The organism is Sphingomonas sp. SFZ2018-12, from assembly GCF_022496715.1.
Taxonomy (GTDB): Bacteria; Pseudomonadota; Alphaproteobacteria; order Sphingomonadales; family Sphingomonadaceae; genus Sphingomonas.
Window position 1 is genome coordinate 194,737 of sequence record NZ_WTFM01000001.1, and the last position, 23,157, is coordinate 217,893.

Genomic DNA, 23,157 nt, shown 5'->3' on the forward strand with positions numbered 1-23,157 from the left:
GATCATGACGCGCGGTCAATGCCCGCGACGTGCGGTGGCGGCCGGGGACTGGCACCGCGCGCTCGATGAAGTCGCGGGCAGCACCACGCCGGTGCTGCTGCACGCGCCCGACGCGGTGTTCGCGCTTCATCTGTCTTCCTATCTCGACGCCGTGCTGGCGATCGCCGACGCGCCGGGCGTGGCGGGGGCGACGCTGGGGCTTCCGCGCTGGCGGTCGGCGGACCGCGTGCCGTTCACGCCCGTTCCCGACGGCGCCGACACGCTCTACCTTCGGTCGGGGCGTCAGGTCGCGCTTCTGGTGACCCCGTCACAGGCCGCTCGTGCGCGCGACGGCGGCGTGACGGGGGAGGATTGGTCCGACTATCTGACGGCTTCCGGCCAGTATCTGATCGCGCCAACAAGTCCGCTTGCCTTTGCGACGGGTCGCGGGCTTCACGCGATGCTCGCCGTCGGCGACCGGGCCTGGCGCCTTCACGCGCTCGATGGCGCGGTTGCATGTTATGATGCGTCGTACGAGCTTGCGCCGGCGGCTGCGGCGCGGCTCGATCCGGCACTCGCGGGGCTGGCGGTGCGGATCGACCTGTGGAGCCGCACCGGGGCGGAGGCGATCGACCCCGACCTGCACCTCGTTTCGTCGCGACCCTGTCGTCGCCCGATCGCGGGCTATCCGCTCGAACTCGCGCCGGTCGAGGCGAATTTGGCGCTTCGGGGGGACGGGGGTTTTTTCAGTCTGGGGCGGGCGGCTGACTTTGCCGAAATGACGCTTCCGCGGCGCGAGATGCTGTATCGCCACGCCACGCGCTACAATGCGATGGGTGACTATGCGGCGCAGTTTCTGGGGCCGCTGGCAAGGATCGCCGCGAGGGTGAAGCGATGAGCCGCGCCGCGCGCGCCCGCCCGATCGTCCAGATGATCTGGACCCGCCCGATCGACGGCCAGGCAATGGCGGGCCGGCTGCGCGTGGCGATCGCCGTGCGTGCCGCCGTGCGCGAGGTCGCCGATGTGCGCGAACATCTGTTGCCCCCCGCGATCGGCAGCGCGACCGCGATGCTTGGGATTGCGTGGGCGTGGTTCTGCAGCCTGTTCCGCCACCCTGTCCTGCCGCTGCAATGCGTGCTCTATGCCAGTCCCGGCGCCGTCCGGCGCGCGATCGCGGCGATCGATCCGGAGGCCACGACCATCTATCTCGATGGCGTGCGTACCTTCGCGCTGCTGCGCCGGCTGCGGAAAGTTTATCCCGACAAGCGGATCGTCGTCGACCTGGACGACCTGATGTCGCGGCGTGTCCGGCTGTTGCGCGAGGGCCGTTTTCCGCTCTCCGCCGGCTATCTGACCGCGGCACTGCCGCCGACCTTCGTGCGCTGGCTGACCGGCGGGGTCGGGCGGATGATCCTGCGTTATGAGGAGCGGACCCTGCCGGGGGTCGAGGCGGCGATCACGCATCTGGCTGACGCGGTCGTGCTCGTTTCGTCGGAAGACCTGACCGAAATGCGTGGCGACGGGCCGGCAACGCGCGTCAGCATCCTGCCGATGGTGACGCCGACCGGCCGAAACCCGACGCTTGAACCCGGTCCGGTCCGGTTCATTTTTGCCGGTACGGACACGCTCACCCAGAACCGGTTGACTATCGACTATCTGACCGATCTTTGGGCGCGCGAGCGGCCACCGGTCGAACTGGTGCTGATCGGCCGGCGCCAGCGGACCACCCCGCTGCCCGACGGGGTGCGTGCGCTGGGCTATATCGACGACATCGCCGATGCCTATGACGGGCGCAGCGTGCTGCTGACGCCGTCGCTGCTGCGCGGCGGCATCAAGACCAAGGTGCTCGAGGCCTTTGCCCATGGCGCGCCGGTGATCGGCAATGCGATCACGTTCGAGGCGATGCCGATCGGGGATTATCCGCTGGTCTGCGACGGCGAGGACGAACTGATCGCGATCATCCGGAACCCGGAGGCGTTTCGCGATCGCTTCGCCGTCGCCGCGCGGTTCGGCTTTGATTATGTGCAGCACGTCCATGCACCGGATGTGTTCGCGCGCAAATGGCGTAGGGTCCTCGGGCTGGAAGAGGAAAGGGCCGAAGTGATGGCACAATCGGCATGAAGGGGCGCATCGCGCTCGCGGTTGCCGGGCTGTTCCTGAGCGACAGCGGCGCTTCCGGCGCGCCCGGCCCCATGCTCGACCGCAGTCAGCTTGTCCTGCGGTTCGAGGAGACCTTCGACACGCCGCCCGATTTCTATCATCCGGTGCGGCGGCCGGCGGGACGCTGGAAAACCAACTTCTTCTTCAGCATCCAGGACAGCGCTTCGCCCAAGGGCTGGGAAAGCCGCACGCTGCGTCCCAATCGCGAGCTGCAATATTATGGCGATCCCTACGACAATCTGGGCGCGTTCGAATGGAGCAGGGGCAGTCTGACCATCGCCGGACGTCCCAATCCGCATCTGTCCGACCCGCGCACCCATGCGCTGCCCTATCTGTCCGGCCTGATCACCACCGAGCGTTCGTTCCGCCAGCGTTACGGCTATTTCGAGGCCCGCGTGACCATGCCGGTCGGCCAGGGTCTGTGGTCGGCATTCTGGCTGCTTCCGGAACCGCGCGTCGAGCGGGGCTGGCCGGTCGCCGATGGCCAGCAGGAGCTCGATATCTTCGAGAATATCGGCAAGAACAACGAGATCTATGCAACGGTCCACCGCGATGTCGCGGGCAAGAAGGTTGCCGACGGGGCGCGTATCGACACCGCGCCTGTTGATCAGCCGCACGATTACGGCGTGCTCGTCACCCCGACACAGATCGTCTGGTACGTCGATTCGCGCGAGGTGCGCCGCACCGCCAACACCGATTTTCATCGCCCCGCCTATATGCTGCTCAATCTGGCGATCGGCGGCGACTGGCCCGGCGCGCCCGATGCCCGCACCCGCTTTCCGGCGCGGATGAAGATCGATTGGGTTCGTGCCTATGCGCTGCGCGACGCCGGAGCGGCGCGGTGATGCACGCGGGGGAGGGGCCGGGTGGCCAGTGATGCAGCAGGGCTGCCGCGCGCCGTCCGTTTCGACGAAATCGAAGGGTTGCGCGCGTGGCTGGCCTTTGCGGTCGTCGGCTGGCACGTCGTCCAGTATACCGGGCTCAACGCCCGCTTTGCCCTGCTCGCGTCCAGCGGTGGCGTCGCGCATCTGGCGGTCGAGCTGTTCATCATCGTCAGCGGGTTCGTCGTAACCCATCTGCTCGCGATGCGGCGCGAACCCTATTCGGGCTATCTCGTCCGGCGCGCCTTTCGGCTGTTTCCGCTTTATCTGGCGTTGGTGCTGCCGGGGATAGCGACGACCGCACTCGGCGCGCAGGCGGTGATGGCGGTGCCATGGGCCGATGACCCCGGCTTCGCCTATCGCGACACGCTGGTCGCCACCTATCAGAGCCAGCAGGATGCGTTCCCGGTCCATCTCCTCCTCCACCTGCTGCTGTTCCAGGGGATCGTGCCCGATTCGGTGCTGCCTTATTCCTCGGCGGTTATGCTCGGCCCGGCGTGGAGCCTCAGCCTTGAATGGCAATTCTATCTGATCGCACCGGTGGTGATCGGCTGGCTCGCCGACCGGCGTCGCGCGGCGATCATGGTCGCGCTGCTGTTGGGCGCGGTCGTCGTCGAGCGGGTGGGCCTGTTGGGCGACTACCGCCTGATGAGCGTCTTTCCGGCCGCCGCGCATCTCTTCCTCGCCGGGATCGCCAGCCGGCTGTTGTTCGAGCGCGCCGTCCGGATCCGTTTTTCGCCGGTTGCCGCCGCCCTCGTCGGCGTAGCCTTGGCCGCGGCGGTGCCGGCACTCGCGGCTATCGGGCTGTGGGTCGCCTTCTATGCATTTCTGGCTGGCCGTGGTGCGGTCGAGCGGACCACCGCCGTCGATCGCGCGGCGGCGCGCATCTGGTCGGCGATGTTCGGATCGGCGGCGGCGCGCTGGGTCGGCGCGCGCTCCTATGGCATCTATCTGGCGCATTGGCCGGTGCTCCAAGTCACGTTGTTCCTGCTGCGGGACACGATCAGCGCCGATACCGCGCTGGCCGCGCTGACCCTTGCGGCGATCGTCGTTCCGGCCTCGCTGGCGTTGGCTGCGATCCTGCACATCGCCCTCGAAAGGCCGATGATCCGGCTGGGTGCGCAGATCGCCGGACGCCGGGTGCGACAGGGCATGGTGCCGGCAACCGCAGGTCGCGATGCCGGAAAGGCGGGTTGACGTGCGCCGCCGTGTCGCCATCGATCCGCGGCAGAGCGTCGCGCGCGGGGCCGGCATAGCCCTCGGCCTGCTGCTCGGCCTCTTCGTTCTCGTCGATCTTCTGTTCCGGCCGTCGTTCGTCGCGGTAAATCCGGGTTCGGAAGCGTCGACGCATGAAGTGCCGGTGCTGGTGTCCGTCCTTCATTTCGCGATCAACCTGCTGCTGATCGTCCCGCCGGCACTGGCGGCGTTCATGGCCCGTCGACAGCTTGAGGCCCGGCGTCTCGCGCCATTCGCCCTGCTCGCCTTCGGGCTGGCGGCCGCGGTGATCGCAAGCCTGCTGGCCAACCCCGACCCGCGCGCCATCGCCTATGCGCTGATCCTGATGCTCACGCTGCTGGCGGGCGCACTCTTCGCCGCGCTCCCGCATGGCCGCACCATCGGCTTCAACAGTTTCATGGCGACCGTCGCGCTCAGCTGCGCGGCGTGCCTCGTCATGGCGGTCGCGTTCAATGAATATAGCTGGGGCCGGCTCGCGTCGCGGGCGGGGCCGACCTATTGGGGCATGGTGGCGATCATCGCGGTGGCATGCAGCGCGGCGGTGCGCCAGATGTGGCTGCGCGTCGCGATTATCGCCGTGGCGGTGCTGACGATGGTGCTGGCGTCGGCGCGCGGCGCGATGGTCGCCAGCATCGTCGCGATTGGGGTGATGGTCCTGATTGCCTTTGCACGCGCGCCCGAACGCCGGCGCGGATGGTATCTGGTTGCCATGGTCGGGCTGGTACTGCTCGTCCCGCTGGTCGCGGACCAGTTCGCGGATATTCTCCTCAAGCTCAACGATCCGCGCCGCGGCATCGGATCCGGGGCGACCGGCCGCGCGCTCGCGTGGAGCGAGGCGTGGGCGCTGTTCGCCAACGATCCGCTGCTCGGCATCGGCTATCGCCAGCACGAACGCTACATCACTGCGGCAACCTCGGCGCATCAGGCGTATCTGGCGGTGCTGGCCGAAATCGGCATCATCGGCTTCGTCTTCTATGTGCTGCTCGTCATCGGGGGGGCCGTGCGCCTGACCATCGAAGCGGCGCGCACGCGCGATCTCGGCACCTCGGCGGGGGCGAGCTTTCTGTGGAGCTATGCGGTGATCGGCTTCTCCGAAAATCTCGCACTGGCGACAGGCCTCGTCATGCCGCTGGTGATGATGTTCGTCGTCGCACGCGCATGGGCATCGGTCGCACCGGCACGGCGCGCCCCGCGCGGTACCGCGAGCGCGAGCACGCGTGCAAGACCCGCGGCCAACCACGGCGGATAGAGGCTTGCGCTCGCTCTTGCTGCAGCGCAATAGGAACGCGGTGACCAGGAGCCCGATCATGCCCGTCGAACGCGATATCCGGACACCGTCGCAGATCGGGCTGGGTTGCGCGCGGGTCGGATCGTTCAACAATCCGCAGACCCTGGCCGAAAGCCGTGCGCTGATCGCCCATGCGCTCGAGCTTGGCGTGACGGTGCTCGATACGTCGAACATCTATGGCCAGGGTGACAGCGAGCAGCAGATCGGCAAGGCGATCCGCGGACGCCGCGCGCGCGCGTTCGTCGTGACCAAGGCAGGGCGGGGCTTCTCGCCGCGCATGAAATTGCTCCGCCCGTTGAAGCCGGTGCTGCGTCCGCTTCTGGCGATGCGGCGCGGGTCGACCGGAGCGACCGCCGGCACCGGCGCGGTGACCGCGCGACGCGAGGGCGAATTGCGCATGGACTGGAGCCCCGCGGCGATCCGCGAGAGCCTGCACGGCTCGCTGCGCCGCTTGGGCATCGAACAGGTCGACGGGTTCTTGCTGCACAGTCCGCCGGCATCGGTGGCGGGCGACGCGGCGCTCGGATCGGCGCTCGCCGCGCTCAAGGCGGAGGGCAAGGTCGCGCATTTCGGCGTGTCGTGCGACGATATCGGATGCCTGCGGGCCGCATTGACCCTGCCGGGCCTGTCGCTGCTTCAGCTGCCATGGGATGTCGTGGCCGCCATCCGCGACACGGACGAAGGCGCTGTGATCCGCGATCGGGGGATACAGGTGATGGCGCGCGAGGTGATCCGGCTTCAGCCCGACGTCGCGCCGCTCGATGCGGTGCGCCATGCCATCGCCGAGCCGCTCGTCACGACGGCGCTGGTCGGCACGACATCACCAAAGCATCTGGCGGCGATCGCCGCGCTCGCCTGAATCACATCCGGGAGGCGACACGTCTTGATTACCGATATTCGTAGCGCCGGGCTGCCCGACAGCATCGAATGCGACGTCGCCATCGTCGGCGCGGGGGCGGCGGGCATCGTTCTCGCGCTTGAACTCGCCAGGGCCGGACGCGACGTCATCGTTCTGGAAGCGGGCGGCGACAAGTTCGATCCGCTGAGCCAGGCCTTTTATCATGCCGAAGCGATCGCGCCGGACACGCATGGGCCGGTGCACATGTTTCGGCGGCGCGTGCTGGGCGGCTCGACTTCGGTGTGGGGCGGGCGGTGCATTCCGTTCGATCCGATCGATTTCGAGACGCGGCCGTGGATGCCCTATGCCAAATGGCCGATCGGCTATGACGATGTCGCGAAATATTATCCGCGCGCGACCGAATACACGCATTCGGGCCCGGCAATCTTCGATGCCGGCGCGGCGTTGCCGGGCGAACCTGCACCAATGGTCGGCGGGGTCGACTCGCCCGATGTCGTACTCGATCGAATCGAGCGGTTCAGCCACCCGACGCATTTCGGCGTCGAGTATCGCGCGATGCTGGAACGCGACCCGCGTATCCGGCTGTTCCTGCACGCGCCGGTCGAACGGATCCTGACCCGCGATGTCGGCGCGGCCGCGGCGGGCGTGCGCGTCCATGCCGGCGGGGACCGTCGGATCGACGTCATGGCACCGTGCGTCATCCTGGCGACGGGCGGCCTGGAAATTCCGCGCCTGCTGCTTGCTTCGGATCAGGACCGGCCAAAGGGGCTGGGCAATGAACACGATCTGGTCGGCCGCTTCTATCAGGGTCATATCGAGGGCGAGTTCGGTACGATCGCCTTCACCAAGCCCACCCGCTCGGTCCGGCTGGACTATCAGCAGTCGCCCGAGGGCATATACTGCCGTCGCTACATCTGGCTGTCCCCCGAAGCGCAGCGGCAGCACCAGCTCGCCGGGATCGTGTTGCGGCCTGCGCATCCCAACATCGTCGATCCGGGGCATCGCCATCCGGTCCTGTCGGCGATGTATCTGGTCAAGAACTACATCGTCCCCGAATATGCGCGAAAGCTGACTGCGCTCGAATATCAGGAAGCGATGGGGCTCAGCGGCTCACGCCTCGGCTTCTGGGCCGCGCACGCGCGCAACATGGTGCTCGGTGCGCCCAAGCTGATGATGTTTTCCCAGATGTGGACGCGCAAGCGCATCCTGTCGAAACGCAAGCTGCCGTCGGTGGTTCTGCGCGATCCGCGCGAAGTCTATCCGGTCGACCTCAACGCGGAGCAGGAGCCGAATCCCGACAGCCGGATCACGCTCGGCGATGCGCGCGACGACAACGGGATGCGCCGCATCCGGATCGACTGGCGCACGACCGAGGGCGACCATCGCCGGCTCGCGGCGGGGCTGAGGGTAATGGCCGCCGCGTTCGCGGACAGCCATACCGCCAGGCTCAACTTCTCCGATCGCGACTATGCGGCGGCGGCGGCGCGACTGGTGCCCATCGGCGGCCATCACATCGGCACCGCACGCATGGCGGAAACGCCGCAAACCGGCGTGTGCGACGCGAATTGCGAGCTGTTCGAGACGCGCGGAGTCTACATCGCCGGGGCGGCGGCGTTCAGCACGTCGGGCTTCGCGAACCCGACGCTGACCCTGATCGCACTGGCGCTGCGCCTCGCCGATCATCTCAAGGCGCAGCCGCGCTAGCGGCCGGCCGGACGGCACTCGCGCAAATGGTCGCCGGTCAGTCCCGCGACTTGGCCGGCGCCCAGGTCTGGTAGGTCAGGCCGCGCAGCGAATCGACGATCCCGTAGAAGGTCGCGACGATTGACTTCAGCACTTCGGTCAGCGTGACGAACGGCTGCAGCTTCACTTCGCCGAGCGCGATGGCGATCCCGCCCAGCAGCGCGAACAGGCCGATCAGCGCCCATTGGCCCGCCAGCGCCAGCGCCAGGCCGCCGAACGTAACGAAGATCGTCAGCCACAACAGGCCGAACCAGCGCAACAGCTTGTGCGCGACATATTTGTAGACGTCGGCAACGCCGAACCGCGCGCTGATCATCGGCCACAAATAGCGGTGGGTGTTGAAGGCGCGGCATGCGATCCGGCGCTTGCGGCGGAATTCGTCCGACGACGACGTCGCGTTGCGCTCATAGGCGATGACATCGGCGGCCTGCACCAGCCGCTTGCCGTTCAACGGCACTGCCATCGACACCGTCATGTCGTCCAGCAGGTGGGGCGGCACTTCGGGATACAGGTTGCGACGGGTCGCGAAGATCGATCCGTCCGCGCCCATCAGCGATCCGCAGCGGGATTCGAGCCGCTTCAGCCACTCTTCCAGCCGCCAGTAGAGGCCGCCGACCCTTGCCGTCGCGCTGGCATCCTCGTTGGTGTAATGGAGCGTGCCGGCGACGCCGCCGACTTCGGGATCGGCGAAATAGGTCGCCAGCGCCGGGATCGCGTCGGGCTCGAGGATCACGTTCGCATCGGTGAAGATGCAGATGTCGCCGCGCGCGACGGCGGCCATTCGCGCCATGCCGACCGCCTTTCCAGTCCGCTTTTCCGCCGCGATCAGCGAGATGATGTCGCTCGCTTCCTCGATGAGCTCGCGCGTGCGGTCGGTGCTCAGGTCGCAATAGGCGATGATCTCGATCTGGGGGTGGCGCTGCTTGATCTCACGCAGATTGGCGATTTTCGCGGGAAGTGCGCGCTCCTCGTTATACGCTGCGAACACCAGGGTCGCCGAGAGCGGCTGGGTCGAGTCCATGCGCCGCACCGGCCGCTCCGCGAAGAGATAGAGGGTCAGCGGGTAGAAAATGTAGGGATAGAGGAACAGCAACAGCGCGGCGAAGGCAGTCAGCGCAAAAACCGTCATTCCCGAACCCCGTCGAACATTGTCCACATTTTCGTCAGCGGCTGCACGGCCGCCATCGAGATCCACGCAGGCGTGCGCACCGCCAACGAGGATAGGGATTTATTGCTGCACCTGCGAGCAAAAACGTCGGTCATCTGGCACGACCCCGCATTTTGTCCGACACATTCGCCCCCCGTCTTGTCCAAGTTCCTGTCAAGTTTCCGGAAAATGGCTCGGGCGCGACATCGAAGCTCGATTGCGCCTTAACCACATCCTCCAACTCGACGCTAAATTCGCACTGTTAGCCCGTCATCACCCTTGCGGTGGAGACTGGTATGCGCGTGACGATCCGAGTGGCGACGGCGCTGGCAGCAGTGTTTGCGGGCAGCGTCGCACACGCCGCAGAACGCGGTTATATGGCAAGCGGCGACGCGATCGCCGCGCCGACGGGCTATGCCGAAATGTGCGCGCGAGCGCCGGCGCGCTGCCGAACGGCGCTGTCCGCAGACACGAGATCCGCCCCCATCGATGCAGATCAGATGCGGTTGGTGCGCCGGATCAATCGCCAGGTCAATCGACGCGTCGTGGCGCGAGCGGACGTCGGCGAGCGGTGGCAGTCGGCGCTGAACGAGGGCGGCGGGATCGGCGATTGCGAGGATTTTGCGATCGACAAGCGCAACCAGCTGCTGCGGGCAGGGGTGCGCGCCGACCAGATGTTCTTTGCGACCGCCTACATCCCCAGCGTCGGTCTTCACGCCGTCCTCGTTGTGCGAACGCACAAGGGCGACATGGTGCTCGACAACCGCAGCGACTGGGTCCGTCTGTGGTCGAAAACCGGCTATGTCTGGCTCGCACGACAATCGCTGAATGATCCGCTGACTTGGTTCATCGTGACACAGCCCCGACGCGCCTGACTTGCACAAATTTGCGTTCTGCAGCATAGCCTGCCCGGTTTCACGAGTTCCGGGATCATGCTGTGAGTGTATTGAGATGGATTGCCGTGTTCGCGCTTGCACTCACGGGTTGTGCAGCGCAGCAGGCATACGCCCCCGGTAGCGCGGACGTCGCCGCGCAGCCCGAGGTGCGTCCGTCCGAATATGTCCTGCGGCCGGCGGACAAGGTGCGGATCACCGTATTCAACGAACCGACGCTGAGCGGCGAGTTCGTCGTCGATCAGGCCGGGACGCTCGCGTTGCCGCTGATCGGCGTCGTCAATGCGCGTGGCGTGTCGGTCGCCGATCTCGACAAGACGATCGAGGCGCGGCTGAGCGAGGGGTATCTGCGCGATCCGAATGTGTCGGTCGAAGTGCTCACTTACCGGCCCTTCTACATCCTGGGCGAAGTCAATCGGGCGGGCGAATATCCGTTTACGGACCGCATCACGGTGCTTCAGGCCATCGCCACGGCGCAGGGCTTCACCTATCGCGCCGATCGCAAGCGGGTGTTCATCAAGCGCGCGGGCCAGGACAATGAAGAGGTGGTTCCGCTGACCTCGACGCTGATGGTCGGCCCGGGCGACACGATCCGGGTGGGCGAACGCTATTTCTAGTAATGGACCGCCGCCGCTTCGCGGTGGTCCCGGCGTGCAGGAAGTGAACGACGGCGCCCGCCTGCGGGCGATCAACACAGGGGGCTTAGGATGTTCAGCGCACGCACTTCACGATTCGGCTTACGGTCTGCGGGCGTCGCAGCCGCTTTCCTGACCTTCGCCACGCTGCCCGTGCAGGCGGGCGAGCAGGCCGCCGGCGACGCGAGGCAGGAACTGGTCGAGGAGATCCTGGTGCTTGCGCGGTCGCTGCCGGTCGACACGCCTGCGCGCGTGTTCGAGGCGCGCTTTGCGCAGGTGGTCGATGCGCGGCGCGACCAGTGCGACCTCGTCCTGGGGGCGTTGCTCGACGCACGCGGGCGCGTCCAGGTGCCTGCGGCCAGCGCGGCGCTGCGTGATCTCTACTCGGTTCTTCGCGGGTGCAGCGTGGGGACCGGGGCGACGGCAACCGGTTCGTCGGGGCTCGCGCCCATTCCGTCGTTCAGCGTTGGCGGCGGCAGCGATTATCGCGATTGAGTGGCGGCGCGTGCGTCCGTCGATGCTCTGTCCCAGAATTTATGAGGAAGCCGTGAGCGCGAACACCAAATATCTGCTGTCGGCCGGCGCGGCGCTCGTCGCCATCGTGTCAGGGAACAGCGCGCTTGCCCAGTCGCAGGCGCGAACGGAGAACGAGATTTTCGGTCCGTTCCTGGGCACGAACATCCCCTTTCAGGTCAATCGCGGCCGCAACGAGGGCGTGCTCGATCGGGCACGCCCCGAATATCAGCCGATCGGCCTGCCGGTCAGTACGCTGACCCTCTATCCGTCGCTGACCACGGGCATCGGGGTGTCCGACAATATCGACGGGGCGACCGTCGATCGGCAGAGCAGCGTGTTCTTCGCGATCGACCCGACCGTGCGCGTCGAAAGCAACTGGAACCGCCACGCGATCACGGTCAACGCGGGCGGTGCCTTTCGTTTCTTTACCGAGCGGTCGGCACGGGATGAGGAAAATCTCTTCCTGAACGCTGATGCGCGTTACGATCTGGGGGGGGATAGCAACGCCGTCACCTCGTTCCGGGTCCGCCGCGGATATGAGGCGCAGTTTTCGGGTACCTTCCCCGCCGACTCGGTACGACCGATCGAATATGTGACCGCCACCGCGCTTGCCCGCGGCGTGTATCAGGCGAACCGGTTCCGGTTCACTGTCGCGGCGGACGCGACCAGTTTCGACTTCAAGGATGTCGAGGGCGCGCGCAACACAATCATCGATCAGGACTTCCGGGACCGGAACGTCTATCGTGGCAGCGGTCGCGTCGAATACGCCTTCAATCCCGACGCAGCCGCCTTCGTCCAGGCCTCCTATGGCACGACGTCGTATCAGCGGCCGATCATCGGCTTTGCCGACAATCGTGACGGCGACAGTTTCGAAGTGCTGGCGGGGACCACGTTCGACCTGGCGGCGCTGGTGCGCGCGACGGTCGGCTTCGGCTATATCGAGCGGTCGTTCGATTCCCCGCGGTTCAGGGATTTCTCCGGCTTCGCCTATGACGTCCGGCTGGAATATTTCCTGTCCCCGCTCACCACGATCACCGCCGTGGCCAATCGGACGGTGCAGGATTCGATCGTGGCGCAATCCAGCGGCTTCTTTGCCAACACCTTCCGGCTGCGCGCGGACCATGAGCTGCTGCGCAACGCCTTGCTGTTCGGGCAGGTGAATTACCAGATCAACGATTTCGTCGCGCTCGACCGCACCGACAATCTGCTCGAGGCGAGCGCGGGCGGGCGCTATCTCGTCAACCGCAAGCTCAGCCTGGGCGCAAGCGTGTCCTATCTCGACCGCGACAGCACCGGCACGGCGATCGGACAGCGGTTTAACGAGTATCGCGGCGTTGTTTCGGCCACGGTGCATTATTGATCGGCAGCAGGCCCCCCGGCGTATTGAGGGATGAAGGACGTATGAATCGAATCGATGCGACATTTGCCGAATCGGGTGAGATGGTGGATTCGGGAACGGATGGCGCAAGCCTGGGAATTCGGCAGCTTTTCGACATTCTGGTCCGCCGCTGGCTGCTGATCGCCGGGATCACCGTCGTCGTGCTGGCGGCCGCGATTGCCGGAACCTTCTTCGTCACGCCGCAGTTCGACGCCACCGGGCGGATGCGGATCGACCCGACCGAGCGGTTGATCACCGGCGAGAACGAACAGCGCAGCAATTCGCCCCAGGCCGACCAGTCGCGGCTGGACACCGAAGTCCAGATCATTCGCTCGCGCGGCGTCGCCGAGCAGGTGGTGCGCAACCTCAACCTGGCCAACAACGAGGATTTCGTCGATCGCGCCACCTATGCGCGCGGACCCGAAGCCGTCGTCGAGGAAGCGATCACCAGCCTGCGCAACCGCGTCGACGTGTCGCGCGAGGACACGAACTACATCGTCAACGTGACCACCCGGTTGTCCGACCCGGAACTGGCGGCGGCGGTCACCAACGAGCTGATGCAGCAGTATATCGACACCAGCGTACGCCGGCGGACCGGGGCGGCCGCACAGCAATCGCGTTTCCTGGACGATCGGCTCAACACGCTGGCGAGCGAGCTCCGTCAGCTCGAAGCCCAGATCGCCAGCTATCGCGGCCGCTCCGGCATCGTCGAGGGCGGGTTGGCCGGCACGGTCACCGATCAGCAGATCGCGCCCTTGTCGACTCAGCTCGCGCAGGCCGAAGCTCAGGCGGCGGCGGCGCGTGCCAATCTTGCGGCCGCGCGCGAACAGACGGATCGCGGCGCGATCGGCGCGGTGTCGAGCGTGCTCAGTTCGAACGTCATCGCCGACCTCCAGCGTCAACGCGCCGAGGCATTGCGCGAAAAGGCCGAGATCGACGCCCGCTACGGCGATCGCCATCCGGAATCGATCCGGGTAACCCAGCAATTGACCTCGATCGACCAGTCGCTGCGCGAGGAAGCGCGTCGCATCGTCGCCGGACTCGAATCGACAGCGCGGTCGGCCGAGGCGAGCGCGGCGAGCCTGCGCAACCAGCTTGCCCAGCTGCGCGGCCAGCAGGCGGCGGACAATCGCGCGAGCGTGACCGCGGAGTCGCTGGAGCGCGAGGCAAAGGCGAAGCAGGCACTGTATGAACAGTTGTCGCTGACCGCGCAGCGCACCGGCGAAGAGCAGCGAAATCGTGAATCCTCCGCCGTCATCATCGAACAGGCCGTTCCGCCCCTGGAACCCAGCGTACCGAACAAGCCGTTGTTCGCCGTCCTGGGTGCGATCATGGGGATCATCCTCGGCCTGGCGGCGGCGCTGGTCGTCGAGTTCATGACGTCGGTGATCCGCACGGCGGACGATATCGAATATCATCTGCGCATCCCGTTCATCACTTCGGTGCCCTATCTGAACCGGCGCGCCTTGCGCGGGGCCTCCGACGCGGTCGGCTATGTGGTCGACAATCCGATGTCGAGCTTTGCCGAAGCGATGCGCGCGATCCGCAACTCGCTGATGCTCGACGCGCGCGAGCCGCGCGTCATCGCGGTGCTGTCGTCGCTGCCCGGCGAGGGCAAGACCACGACGTCGGTCGGGCTCGGCCGCATCATGGCGATCAGCGGGGACAGTGTCATCCTGGTCGATTGCGACGAACGGCGCGGCGGGCTGAAGGGCATCGGCGTCGAGGGTGGCCATGGCGGGGTCGGCGCAGTGTTGCGCGGCGAAGCGCGCGCCGCCGACGAGATCATTCAGGACGACCGTACCGGCATGCACATCCTGCCGATGCGCACCGCGCCTTCGGGGACGGTGGATCTGTTCAGCGGTGCCGCGATGCGCAAGTTGATCGACGAGCTCCGCACGCGATACCGCTTTGTCATCCTGGATAATGCGCCCACGTTGGCGGTCGCGGATTCGCGGATCGTCGCCGCGCTCGCCGACACCTCGATCTTCGTGATCAAGGCGGAGCAGACCGCGGTTCACGCCGCCCGCGCGGCATTGGGCCTGCTGCGTCAGGACGGGAGCGACGTGATGGGCGCGGTGCTGTCGATGGCGTCGGTCGGGCGCCGCCGCCTGGGCAAGCGTGATCCATCCTATTATTACCACCGGTATCGCGAATATCGCGATGACTGATGAGAGGGCGCGGCGCGCGCCGTCGTGATGCGACCGAGGGAGACGCATCGGTGAGGGGAGCGTCGCCGTTGAGCGTGCCCGACGAAGCGGGTGCCGCGACCATGTCTGCGTCTCGGGCTGCGATTTTCGTGCGCTATGCGATGATCGGCATCCTGCTCCTGTGCCTGGGCGTCGCGGCCTTCGCCGTCATGCGGCAGGTCGAGCTCGATCGCTTTCGCGAGGCCAGCGGCATGGCAGCGGTCGCGGCGGTGCCCGACGACCGCCGCCGGGCAGCCGCCGCGCTGGCGGGATGCGGGGGGGCACAACCGGCCGAGATCATGCTCGCTTGCGCGACCGGGCATGCGGCGCTCGCCGCCAAGGCGGGGGAGCCGCGGGCGCGTGCGCAGGCGCTGGCGACTGGTCGCGCCTCGGTCCGGATCTTGTTGCGCGACGCGCCTCGCCGTGCCGATTTGTGGGTGCTGGCCGCCTACTTTGCGGCGCTGTCGGACCGGCGACGCGAAGCCGTGTCCGACCTTTGCCAAAGCTATCGCCACGCCCCATTCCTGCGCGCGCAGGCGGAATGGCGGCTGTGGTTCGGCGCGCACGCATGGCCGACGCTGTCGAGGTCCTGCCGCGCCGCGCTCGTCGACGAAGCTTTGTGGTATCAGGAACTGGGCTATGAACGGCGCATGGCGACGCAGGCCGCGCTGGCGGGCACGCCGCCCTTCATCCTCGTGGCGCTGAGGGCACCAGGACGGGGTGGCGCCGGGCTCGCGGTGCGGGATGACGCATCGACTGGCCGATCGCCAGCCCGGCCATAGCTGCCGCCAGGGCCGCGACCGCGGGTACGTCGAGCGCAATGTCGATCAGCGAACATGCGATGATCCCGCCGCTGGCAAGCAGCATCCCGACGGCGGCGCCGCCGGGCGGACGGTGCCGCCACGTGCGGGTGACCATGGTCGCGGCGGTCGCGATGCTGACGGTCAGCAAGCCGACGAATGGCCAGCCATATTGAATCGCGGCGCTGATCGGCGATGAGTGCGCGGCACCGAAATTCCAGAACAGGCGCGCGGTGACCGGGTCGAGATGCGCGGCGTTGAGCGCGTCGAACGCACCATAGCCATAGCCGAACCATGGCGAGCCGGCGGTCAGGGCACCGAAGTGACGGATCGCCTCGACCCTGAGCCTCAGGTCGTCGCCGGTCATCGCGATTTTCGCGAACGATGGTCCCGTGACGATCAGGGCAGCGAACATGATGGCGACAAGAGCTGCGACGGTGCCCATCAGCGGCCAGCGCAGACGGTGGGTGCGCGCGCCGAGCTTGCGCACGATCAGGATCGCGACGCCGACGGCCAGCATCGCTGCGGCGGCGCGCGACTGCGTCATCGCCGTCAGTGGCGCGGCGAGCAGCAAAGCGGCACCGTTGAACGCCAGCGCCGGCAAGGGCGGGTCGATCCAATATCGCTCGGCCGCATGCTGGATGTTGGCGATCAGGCGACCGGCGGCGAGGATGCCGATCGCGGCGAGCACGCTTCCCGCGGCGTTCGGATTGAGCAGCGTTGCCGAAAATCGACCGGCTTGCAGGCCTTTGTCGACGCCCCAAACATGTCCGGGTTCCATCAGGTGCAGCCCCAGCGACAGCACCATCCACGCCGCGCCGACAACCAGGAACGCGCGGCAGAGCGGGTCGAGCGAGCGGCTGCATCCGCCCACAATCAACCCGGTCGTCGCGGCACCCATCGCGCCCGCGAGGAGCACCAGCCCGACCAGTGCTGGCCGGACGCCGAGCGACAGCCCGCCGACACCCTGGTTGGCGACGCTGGCGATCGCCGCCCAGGCGAAGGCGGCGATTGCCGGCACGATGACCGCCGATGCCGGTTGCCACCAGCCCGGCGGGGGTTTGAGCCAGATCAGCGCAACCAGCGCGACGATCATGTTGGCCGTCGCCGCCTGGAGCCCGAGCATCTCGGTATTTGCGCCGAGGGCCGTGAGCTGGAGGAACAGGGCGACGATCAACGCAGCGCCGGTCAGCACGTCCGCACCCGGCCGGCGCACGTTGCTCGCGCCGTCACCGCGGTCATGCGTTGGAATGCGCGCACGCACCATGCGCGAACGTCGCATTTCAACTGTCCCGAATCGAGCGCATAATCCGTCTATCGCCCGCGCCGTGCGGCAAGTCACGCGCTACACGTCGCCACTTGCTTCTCGATTTGGGATGGTGTCCGGGTAAAGCTCCGTTTTGGTCTAAAGCGATGCATCCATCCGGACAAAGCGTGCGTAAATTTGTGGTAGGGTCGATGGCAAATCGATCGTCTTGGGGGTAAGGCGTTGTCGCCTGATCAGGTTAGTGAGTAGCATGACGATGAGCGGCGGCAGGGCGGGCCGGAATGTCGTATCGGCAACGGTCCGTGCTTCGGCCGGATCGACGGCGTCCCGCGCGATCAGCGAAAGGCGAAACCGGCCTTGATGAGCTTGATCGCACTCGGGGTCGTGCTGCTCGGCTTCGCGCTCCACCCCTTCGTGACCTATCCGCTGTCGCTCCTGGTCCTCCGTCCTCGATCGCGGCGTGCCGCGCCGCGACAACCGGCCGCCACGCGGCCGTCGGTCGCCATCTGCATGTCGGTGTACAACGAGCAGGACGTGGTCGTCGAAAAGGTGCGGCGCCTGATCGAACAGGCCGAGGCCTATGGCCCGGCGACGATCCATGTGTATGCGGACGGCTGCACCGACGACACGGTCGAGCTGCTCGCGCCTTTTGCCGATCGCGTGAACCTGATCGCGTCCGCCACGCGTTCGGGCAAGACAGCAGGGATGGGGGCACTGCTGGCGGCGAGCGACAGCGAACTCGTCATGTTCACCGACGCCAATGTCCGTGCCCCCGTTTCGGCGCTCATCGACCTTGTCGAACCACTCCGCGACCCGACGGTCGGCTGCGTCACCGCGCGGCTGGTCTACAGCAACGAAGGGGAGACCGCGACGAGCGCGCTCGGCGCGCGCTACTGGCAGCTCGAGGAGTGGATCAAGCGCCTGGAGGACGAAGCCTATGGCCTGATCGGGGTCGACGGCGCGATGTTCGTCATCCGGCGGGAAAATTATCACCTGCCCCCGCCCAACCTGATCGACGACCTCTTTGTCTCGCTCAAGGTCCTCATCGACGGCAAGCGCGTGACGCGCGTCCCCCAGGTGACGATCACGGAACGCAGCGCGACTGCGTCGGTCGAGGAACATCGGCGCAAGGCACGGATTGCGTGCCAGGGGATGAACGTGCACCGCGCGTTGTGGCCGGCGCTCCGCCAAATGCATCCGGTGCTCGTGTACGGCTATCTTTCGCACCGCCTGATCAAATGGCTGATGCCGTTCTTCCTGCTGGGTGCCGTCCTCTGCTTCGCGGCGGCGCTGGCGATCTATACCAGCCTGATGGCGGTCGCGGCCGGGCTGATCGGCCTTGCGCTTGTGTTGCTGATCGGAAATCTGGTGCGTGTCCGCATCGCGGAATTCGCGTGGAGCAGCATCGCCAGCCTTGCCGGCGTGGCGCGCGGGGTCGTGCAATCGCTGCTGATGCGCCAGACCTATACGGTATGGGAACCCGCCGCTTCGGTCCGCCAGCGGATCAACGACTGATCGGCGGGGTCGTCGGGTTCAGAACAGCCCGCGGACGGTCGCGATGATCGCGCCCCACAGCAGCACCGAACCACCGGCAATGACGCCGATCCGCGCGGCGCCGGGCCAACGGTCTTCGTGAACATGCACGTCGCCCGCATTGGCGACCATGATCTGGGCCTGGAGCGCGTGGACGGGGGACTGCCGGAAGGCAGTGTCGAGGTCGGTCGGCGACAGGGGGTGGAGAAACTCGACCCCGATTGCGCCGGGCACGATCCGTACGACCCTGGCCTGTGCGACACCGACGCCGGGCAATCCGATTGTGACCTGGCTGTTCGGCTGGACCGCGAACTCGCCGGCAATCTTGCACCCGAGCCTGGAAAGATCCTCGACCGTCACATTCTGCGGTGCGCCGTGCTGATCGCGAAACGTCGACGGACGATCGACGGGTTGGCGATCGTCGGCGCGGCGGCCGTCGGACGGCGCGACGTTCTGGGCGGCGCTGGTCAACATGCTCATTACTCCAACAGCGGCCCTCGCCATAGGGTGGCAAGTCTTGAGAAAGGGTGAAGCATCGCGGCGCGCCCGACGCTGGCGGCGCCTGAACATGGCGGCGGCGAGCGCAGTCGGCAGCGACGATCGGCGGGCCGACACGACCAACCGGCCTTGTCATCCGACGAGTATGCCCGCGGCGTCGGACGATCCGGGTTGTAATTGCGATCAATATTTCGCAGGGGTGCGGCGCGTTGCTGCTGTGCAGCAAAAGCTGGGCGGACTTCGCGGCACAAGGGAGCTCTGAGAATGCGGATTGCAATGATCGGGACCGGCTATGTCGGGCTGGTATCGGGGGCCTGCTTTTCGGACTTCGGTCACGACGTCGTTTGCGTCGACAAGGACGAGAGCAAGATCGCCGCGCTGCACCAGGGCAGGATGCCGATCTACGAACCCGGGCTCGACGCGCTCGTCGCCAGCAACGTCGCCGGCGACCGGCTGCACTTCACGACCGACCTCGCCGAAGGCGTTGCCGGCGCGGACGCGGTGTTCATCGCGGTCGGCACCCCGTCACGGCGCGGGGATGGTCATGCCGACCTGAGCTACGTCCACGCCGCCGCGGCGGAAATCGCGCGCGCGATCACCGGCTTCACCGTCATCGTCACCAAATCGACCGTGCCGGTCGGCACCGGGGATGAGGTCGAACGAATCATCCGCGAAGCCAACCCTGACGCCGAGTTCGCGGTCGTGTCCAACCCCGAATTTCTGCGGGAAGGCGCGGCGATCGACGATTTCAAGCGGCCCGACCGCATCGTCATTGGCGGGCATGACGAACGCGGGATGCAGGTGATGCGCGACATCTACCGCCCGCTCAGCCTCAACCGCGCGCCGATCATCGAAATGTCGCGGCGCGGTGCGGAGCTGACCAAATATGCCGGCAACGCGTTTCTCGCGACCAAGATCACCTTCATCAACGAAATCGCCGATCTGTGTGAAAAGGTCGGCGCCGACGTTCAGGAGGTCGCCCGCGGCATCGGGCTCGACAACCGCATCGGCGGCAAATTTCTCCACGCCGGGCCGGGCTATGGCGGATCCTGCTTCCCCAAGGATACGCTGGCGCTGCTCAAGACCAGCCAGGATTACGATGCCCCGCAGCGCATTGTCGAGGCGGTGGTCATGGTCAACGACAACCGCAAGCGCGCGATGGGGCGCAAGGTGATCGCCGCGATGAACGGCGATGTCCGCGGCAAGACCGTCGCCATTCTCGGGCTGACGTTCAAACCCAACACCGACGACATGCGCGACAGCCCGGCAATCGCGGTGATCCAGACGCTGCAGGACGCGGGCGCGACGATCCGCGCCTATGATCCCGAGGGGATGGAACAGGCGCGCGCGGTTCTGGATGACGTCGTCTATTGCGCCAACGCCTATGAGGCCATCGACGGTGCCGACGCGCTCGCGATCGTGACCGAATGGGATGCCTTCCGCGCGCTCGACCTCAACCGCGTCAAGTCGCTGTTGAGCCAGCCGATCCTGGTCGACCTGCGCAACATCTATCCGCGCGCGATGGTCGAGGAGGCGGGCTTCACCTATCACGCGGTCGGTCGGTGACCGACCAGGCGGGTCCCGTCCTGGTGACGGGCGCGGCCGGATTCATCGGCCATGCGGTCGCGCACCGGCTGCTCGATCGCGGCGAGCGCGTGATCGGCGTCGATATCCTCAACGACTATTACGACCCGGCGCTGAAGGCGGCGCGGTTGGCCAATCTGACGGCGCGCGAGGGGTTCGCGTTTCATCGGCTCGACATTGCCGAGGCGGAGGCGATCGCGGCGCTGGTCGGCGACCATGGCGTCGTCCGGGTCGTCCATCTCGCCGCGCAGGCGGGGGTGCGCTACAGCATCGACAATCCGTTCGCCTATCAACGATCCAACCTTGCCGGCCATCTCGCCATCCTCGAGGCGTGTCGGCATGCGCCGGGCTTCGTCCACCTGGTCTATGCGTCGTCCAGCTCGGTCTATGGCGATCGCCCGCTCGAGGGTCACGGGTTCAGCGAAACGGACGCGGCGGTCGATCCGGTATCGCTCTACGCCGCGACCAAGCGGGCGGGCGAACTGATGAGCCAGGCCTATGCCTCGCTTTACGGTTTTCCCCAGACGGGGCTGCGCTTCTTTACCGTTTATGGCCCCTGGGGCCGGCCGGACATGGCCTATTTCTCGTTCACGCGCCGCATTCTGGCGGGCGAGCCGATCGAGGTGTTCGGCGAAGGACGGATGGCGCGCGACTTCACCTATGTCGACGATATCGTCGACGGGATCGTCGGTGCGCTCGATCATCCGCCGGCCGCGGGCGGGCATCGCGTGCTCAACATCGGCGACAGCCATCCCGTCGGGCTGATGGACATGATCGCGACGCTCGAACATGCGCTCGGACGCGAAGCGATCAAGGTGATGCGGCCGATGCAGGCGGGCGACGTGACCGCCACCTATGCCGATGTCAGCCGGCTGAACGCGCTGACCGGCTATCGCCCCAGGGTCATGCTGGCCGAGGGGATCGAGCGGTTCGTCGCCTGGTACCGCGATTACTATCGGGTGTGAGCGGGGTATTCGCGCCCACATTAGGGCATGATGACCTTGCTCGGAATAAACTTCCGTCACCCCGGCCTTGTGCCGGGGCCCACGGTGCCACAGGTCACAACCGCCAGGACTGCGCGGCCCGGTAGACCCCGGCACAAGGCCGGGGTGACGAGGAAGTCATTGGAGAGCGAGTGACTCCAACGTCATCACGCTCCATCGCGTGATCCACTTTGGTTGAAGCGAATCACGCTCTTTTGTCTTTTATTTTCCTTATTTTCCGTGTCGTCAGGTGATTCCACCTGACTTGAAAATGCTCTCGCCTACCTCTCGCCTGACTTCCGTTCGCTTCGAGCGAAGTCGAGAAGCGTTGGCCCATGCGGTGCGGCGCATCTCGACTGCGCTCGATACGAACGGCTTACGTGAGACGCGCGCACGCAAACGTGCCGTCACGGCCTCACCCCGCGACGAACGTCAGCCCGGCATGCGCGCGCAGCCGCTCACGCAGCGGTTCGGCCATCAGTCCGCCTGGGGTCCAGATGCCGCCTTTGCCCTCGGCCGGCACGTCGCGAACCAGGCAGATCGCACTTTCGGCGATCATCTTGCTGGTCGAACCATAGCCGGGGTCGCGGTCACCGGTGACGACGGCCTCGACACGCGCGCCGTCGGGCATCTCGCCGATGAACAGCAGGTCGTAATGGCCGCTGTCGCGCTCTTCCTTCGACGGGCCTTCGCCGGGCTTCGGTCCCTTGTCGCCGGCCATCGGATTTAGCTTCGCCAGCGCCTCGGCCGCGGCCTTGCCCATCTCGCCCAGCCCGGCGATGACCATTTCGTCATAGACGAAATCGGTGCCGTACGGGTGGCCGAGCAGCGCATTGGTGCGGTGGACATTCTTGGTATTGATCGGCGCCATGACGAACGGCGCGACCCAGCCGCCGACCGCCGCATCATATTCGGGCAACAGCCCCTTGGGCTGCGACGGCCCTTCGAAACCCGGGGTCAGCGCGAACGGATCGATCAGCAGCTTGAAGATCGACGGGTCTTTCGCGGCCGCGACCATCGTCGCCTTGGCGCTGGCAAAGGTGCCGCCCGAAAACGTGCCCTTCATCGTGCGGATGCGGCATTTGACGCGTGGGGCGGGCACACCGAACTTGTCGCGCGCGGCCTCCTGAAGCGTGTAGACGCCCAGATCGAAGGGGATGGAATCGAAGCCGCAGGAGAACACGATGCGCGCGCCGCTCGCTTGCGCCGTCGCCGCATGGCGGTCGATCATGTGGCGCATCCAGGCGGGTTCGCCGCACAGGTCGACATAGGCCGTGCCCGCGGCCGCGCACGCCGCGACCAGATCGTTGCCATAGAGCTGATAGGGGCCGACGGTGGTGAGCAGCACGGTCGCGCGCGACACCATCTGTGCCAGCGACGCGGGGTCGTCGGCATTGGCGGTGAGCAGCGGGATATCGGCGGGCGCGCCGATTTCGTCGCGGACTTCCTGCAGCTTGGTCAGCGAGCGGCCCGCCATCGCCCAGCGCAACGACTCGTCGCCATATTCGCGCGCCAGATATTCGGCGACCAGCCGCCCGGTGAACCCGGTCGCGCCATAGACGATGATATCGAACTCGGCCATTTCCCT

General features: G+C 66.6%; 20 protein-coding genes. 16 read left to right on the forward strand and 4 right to left on the reverse strand.

The genetic code is table 11. From position 1 onward, the window contains the following. Nucleotides 1-4: 4 nt before the first annotated feature. From GO308_RS00960 to GO308_RS00990, 7 genes are read left to right on the forward strand one after another with little or no spacing between them, the layout of a single operon-like run. Complete coding sequence (locus GO308_RS00960; RefSeq protein ID WP_066684563.1) at nucleotides 5-877, forward strand: hypothetical protein; 873 nt, start codon at nucleotides 5-7, stop codon at nucleotides 875-877. Continuing rightward, complete coding sequence (locus GO308_RS00965) at nucleotides 874-2,100, forward strand: glycosyltransferase (protein ID WP_240883550.1); 1,227 nt, start codon at nucleotides 874-876, stop codon at nucleotides 2,098-2,100. The genes GO308_RS00960 and GO308_RS00965 overlap by 4 nt, the downstream gene beginning before the upstream one ends. Next, the gene (locus GO308_RS00970) at nucleotides 2,097-2,984 is read left to right on the forward strand and encodes a glycoside hydrolase family 16 protein (RefSeq protein WP_240883551.1); all 888 of its coding nucleotides are present in this window, start codon (nucleotides 2,097-2,099) and stop codon (nucleotides 2,982-2,984) included. The genes GO308_RS00965 and GO308_RS00970 overlap by 4 nt, the downstream gene beginning before the upstream one ends. Before the next feature lie 21 nt (nucleotides 2,985-3,005). Beyond that, nucleotides 3,006-4,217, forward strand: coding sequence for an acyltransferase (locus GO308_RS00975; RefSeq protein ID WP_240883552.1), 1,212 nt, complete (start codon nucleotides 3,006-3,008; stop codon nucleotides 4,215-4,217). 1 nt (nucleotide 4,218) lies between these two features. Next, nucleotides 4,219-5,505, forward strand: coding sequence for an O-antigen ligase family protein (locus GO308_RS18695; protein ID WP_240883553.1), 1,287 nt, complete (start codon nucleotides 4,219-4,221; stop codon nucleotides 5,503-5,505). Nucleotides 5,506-5,563: 58 nt separating this feature from the next. Next, nucleotides 5,564-6,403, forward strand: a complete 840-nt coding sequence (locus GO308_RS00985) for an aldo/keto reductase (RefSeq protein WP_240883554.1) — start codon at nucleotides 5,564-5,566, stop codon at nucleotides 6,401-6,403. Between the two features lie 24 nt (nucleotides 6,404-6,427). Next, complete coding sequence (locus GO308_RS00990) at nucleotides 6,428-8,107, forward strand: GMC family oxidoreductase (protein WP_240883555.1); 1,680 nt, start codon at nucleotides 6,428-6,430, stop codon at nucleotides 8,105-8,107. A gap of 37 nt (nucleotides 8,108-8,144) precedes the next feature. Here GO308_RS00990 and GO308_RS00995 read toward each other — a convergent pair whose 3' ends face one another. Beyond that, nucleotides 8,145-9,275: a glycosyltransferase gene (locus GO308_RS00995; protein WP_066480320.1), complete on the reverse strand. Its 1,131-nt coding sequence runs from the start codon at nucleotides 9,273-9,275 to the stop codon at nucleotides 8,145-8,147. Between the two features lie 314 nt (nucleotides 9,276-9,589). Here GO308_RS00995 and GO308_RS01000 point away from each other — a divergent pair, with 314 nt between their 5' ends. The 6 genes from GO308_RS01000 (at nucleotide 9,590) to GO308_RS01025 (ending at nucleotide 15,686) form a co-directional block, all read left to right on the forward strand. Then, the gene (locus GO308_RS01000; RefSeq protein ID WP_240883556.1) at nucleotides 9,590-10,168 is read left to right on the forward strand and encodes a transglutaminase-like cysteine peptidase; all 579 of its coding nucleotides are present in this window, start codon (nucleotides 9,590-9,592) and stop codon (nucleotides 10,166-10,168) included. A gap of 86 nt (nucleotides 10,169-10,254) precedes the next feature. Beyond that, nucleotides 10,255-10,803, forward strand: a complete 549-nt coding sequence (locus GO308_RS01005; protein WP_231726019.1) for a polysaccharide biosynthesis/export family protein — start codon at nucleotides 10,255-10,257, stop codon at nucleotides 10,801-10,803. 90 nt (nucleotides 10,804-10,893) lie between these two features. Next, nucleotides 10,894-11,316, forward strand: a complete 423-nt coding sequence (locus GO308_RS01010; RefSeq protein WP_240883557.1) for a hypothetical protein — start codon at nucleotides 10,894-10,896, stop codon at nucleotides 11,314-11,316. A gap of 52 nt (nucleotides 11,317-11,368) precedes the next feature. Continuing rightward, nucleotides 11,369-12,697: an outer membrane beta-barrel protein gene (locus GO308_RS01015; protein WP_066666985.1), complete on the forward strand. Its 1,329-nt coding sequence runs from the start codon at nucleotides 11,369-11,371 to the stop codon at nucleotides 12,695-12,697. Between the two features lie 41 nt (nucleotides 12,698-12,738). Then, complete coding sequence (locus tag GO308_RS01020) at nucleotides 12,739-14,886, forward strand: polysaccharide biosynthesis tyrosine autokinase (RefSeq protein WP_240883558.1); 2,148 nt, start codon at nucleotides 12,739-12,741, stop codon at nucleotides 14,884-14,886. A 68-nt stretch (nucleotides 14,887-14,954) separates the two neighbouring features. Continuing rightward, the gene (locus GO308_RS01025; protein ID WP_240883559.1) at nucleotides 14,955-15,686 is read left to right on the forward strand and encodes a hypothetical protein; all 732 of its coding nucleotides are present in this window, start codon (nucleotides 14,955-14,957) and stop codon (nucleotides 15,684-15,686) included. Here GO308_RS01025 and GO308_RS01030 read toward each other — a convergent pair. After that, complete coding sequence (locus tag GO308_RS01030) at nucleotides 15,592-16,986, reverse strand: O-antigen ligase family protein (RefSeq protein ID WP_240883560.1); 1,395 nt, start codon at nucleotides 16,984-16,986, stop codon at nucleotides 15,592-15,594. The two genes, GO308_RS01025 and GO308_RS01030, sit on opposite strands and share 95 nt — an antisense overlap. 345 nt (nucleotides 16,987-17,331) lie before the next feature. On the opposite strand from GO308_RS01030, the gene GO308_RS01035 reads away from it, so the two are divergent. Then, the gene (locus GO308_RS01035) at nucleotides 17,332-18,486 is read left to right on the forward strand and encodes a glycosyltransferase (protein ID WP_066480332.1); all 1,155 of its coding nucleotides are present in this window, start codon (nucleotides 17,332-17,334) and stop codon (nucleotides 18,484-18,486) included. Between the two features lie 18 nt (nucleotides 18,487-18,504). Here GO308_RS01035 and GO308_RS01040 read toward each other — a convergent pair whose 3' ends face one another. Further along, nucleotides 18,505-18,978 (reverse strand): PilZ domain-containing protein, encoded by a 474-nt coding sequence (locus GO308_RS01040; RefSeq protein WP_240883561.1) that lies wholly within the window; start codon nucleotides 18,976-18,978, stop codon nucleotides 18,505-18,507. 288 nt (nucleotides 18,979-19,266) lie between these two features. On the opposite strand from GO308_RS01040, the gene GO308_RS01045 reads away from it, so the two are divergent. Both GO308_RS01045 and GO308_RS01050 read left to right on the forward strand, forming a co-directional pair. Further along, nucleotides 19,267-20,568, forward strand: coding sequence for a UDP-glucose/GDP-mannose dehydrogenase family protein (locus GO308_RS01045; RefSeq protein WP_066549010.1), 1,302 nt, complete (start codon nucleotides 19,267-19,269; stop codon nucleotides 20,566-20,568). Next, nucleotides 20,565-21,551, forward strand: a complete 987-nt coding sequence (locus GO308_RS01050) for an NAD-dependent epimerase/dehydratase family protein (RefSeq protein WP_240883562.1) — start codon at nucleotides 20,565-20,567, stop codon at nucleotides 21,549-21,551. Before GO308_RS01045 ends, GO308_RS01050 begins: the two co-directional genes overlap by 4 nt. 433 nt (nucleotides 21,552-21,984) lie before the next feature. Here GO308_RS01050 and GO308_RS01055 read toward each other — a convergent pair whose 3' ends face one another. Continuing rightward, a complete protein-coding gene (locus tag GO308_RS01055; RefSeq protein WP_240883563.1) occupies nucleotides 21,985-23,151 on the reverse strand; it encodes a saccharopine dehydrogenase NADP-binding domain-containing protein in 1,167 nt (388 codons plus the stop codon). Nucleotides 23,152-23,157: the final 6 nt, after the last annotated feature.

What these genes read in the sequence shown, in the direction of transcription:
- GO308_RS01020 (WP_240883558.1), top strand. Translation starts at nt 12,739, where the DNA reads ATGAATCGAATCGATGCGACATTTGCCGAATCGGGTGAGATGGTGGAT.
- GO308_RS00970 (WP_240883551.1), top strand. Translation starts at nt 2,097, where the DNA reads ATGAAGGGGCGCATCGCGCTCGCGGTTGCCGGGCTGTTCCTGAGCGAC.
- GO308_RS00965 (WP_240883550.1), top strand. Translation starts at nt 874, where the DNA reads ATGAGCCGCGCCGCGCGCGCCCGCCCGATCGTCCAGATGATCTGGACC.
- GO308_RS01045 (WP_066549010.1), top strand. Translation starts at nt 19,267, where the DNA reads ATGCGGATTGCAATGATCGGGACCGGCTATGTCGGGCTGGTATCGGGG.
- GO308_RS01040 (WP_240883561.1), bottom strand. Translation starts at nt 18,978, where the DNA reads ATGTTGACCAGCGCCGCCCAGAACGTCGCGCCGTCCGACGGCCGCCGC.
- GO308_RS01000 (WP_240883556.1), top strand. Translation starts at nt 9,590, where the DNA reads ATGCGCGTGACGATCCGAGTGGCGACGGCGCTGGCAGCAGTGTTTGCG.
- GO308_RS01035 (WP_066480332.1), top strand. Translation starts at nt 17,332, where the DNA reads ATGAGCTTGATCGCACTCGGGGTCGTGCTGCTCGGCTTCGCGCTCCAC.
- GO308_RS00985 (WP_240883554.1), top strand. Translation starts at nt 5,564, where the DNA reads ATGCCCGTCGAACGCGATATCCGGACACCGTCGCAGATCGGGCTGGGT.
- GO308_RS00995 (WP_066480320.1), bottom strand. Translation starts at nt 9,275, where the DNA reads ATGACGGTTTTTGCGCTGACTGCCTTCGCCGCGCTGTTGCTGTTCCTC.
- GO308_RS01010 (WP_240883557.1), top strand. Translation starts at nt 10,894, where the DNA reads ATGTTCAGCGCACGCACTTCACGATTCGGCTTACGGTCTGCGGGCGTC.
- GO308_RS01055 (WP_240883563.1), bottom strand. Translation starts at nt 23,151, where the DNA reads ATGGCCGAGTTCGATATCATCGTCTATGGCGCGACCGGGTTCACCGGG.
- GO308_RS00960 (WP_066684563.1), top strand. Translation starts at nt 5, where the DNA reads ATGACGCGCGGTCAATGCCCGCGACGTGCGGTGGCGGCCGGGGACTGG.
- GO308_RS01030 (WP_240883560.1), bottom strand. Translation starts at nt 16,986, where the DNA reads ATGCGACGTTCGCGCATGGTGCGTGCGCGCATTCCAACGCATGACCGC.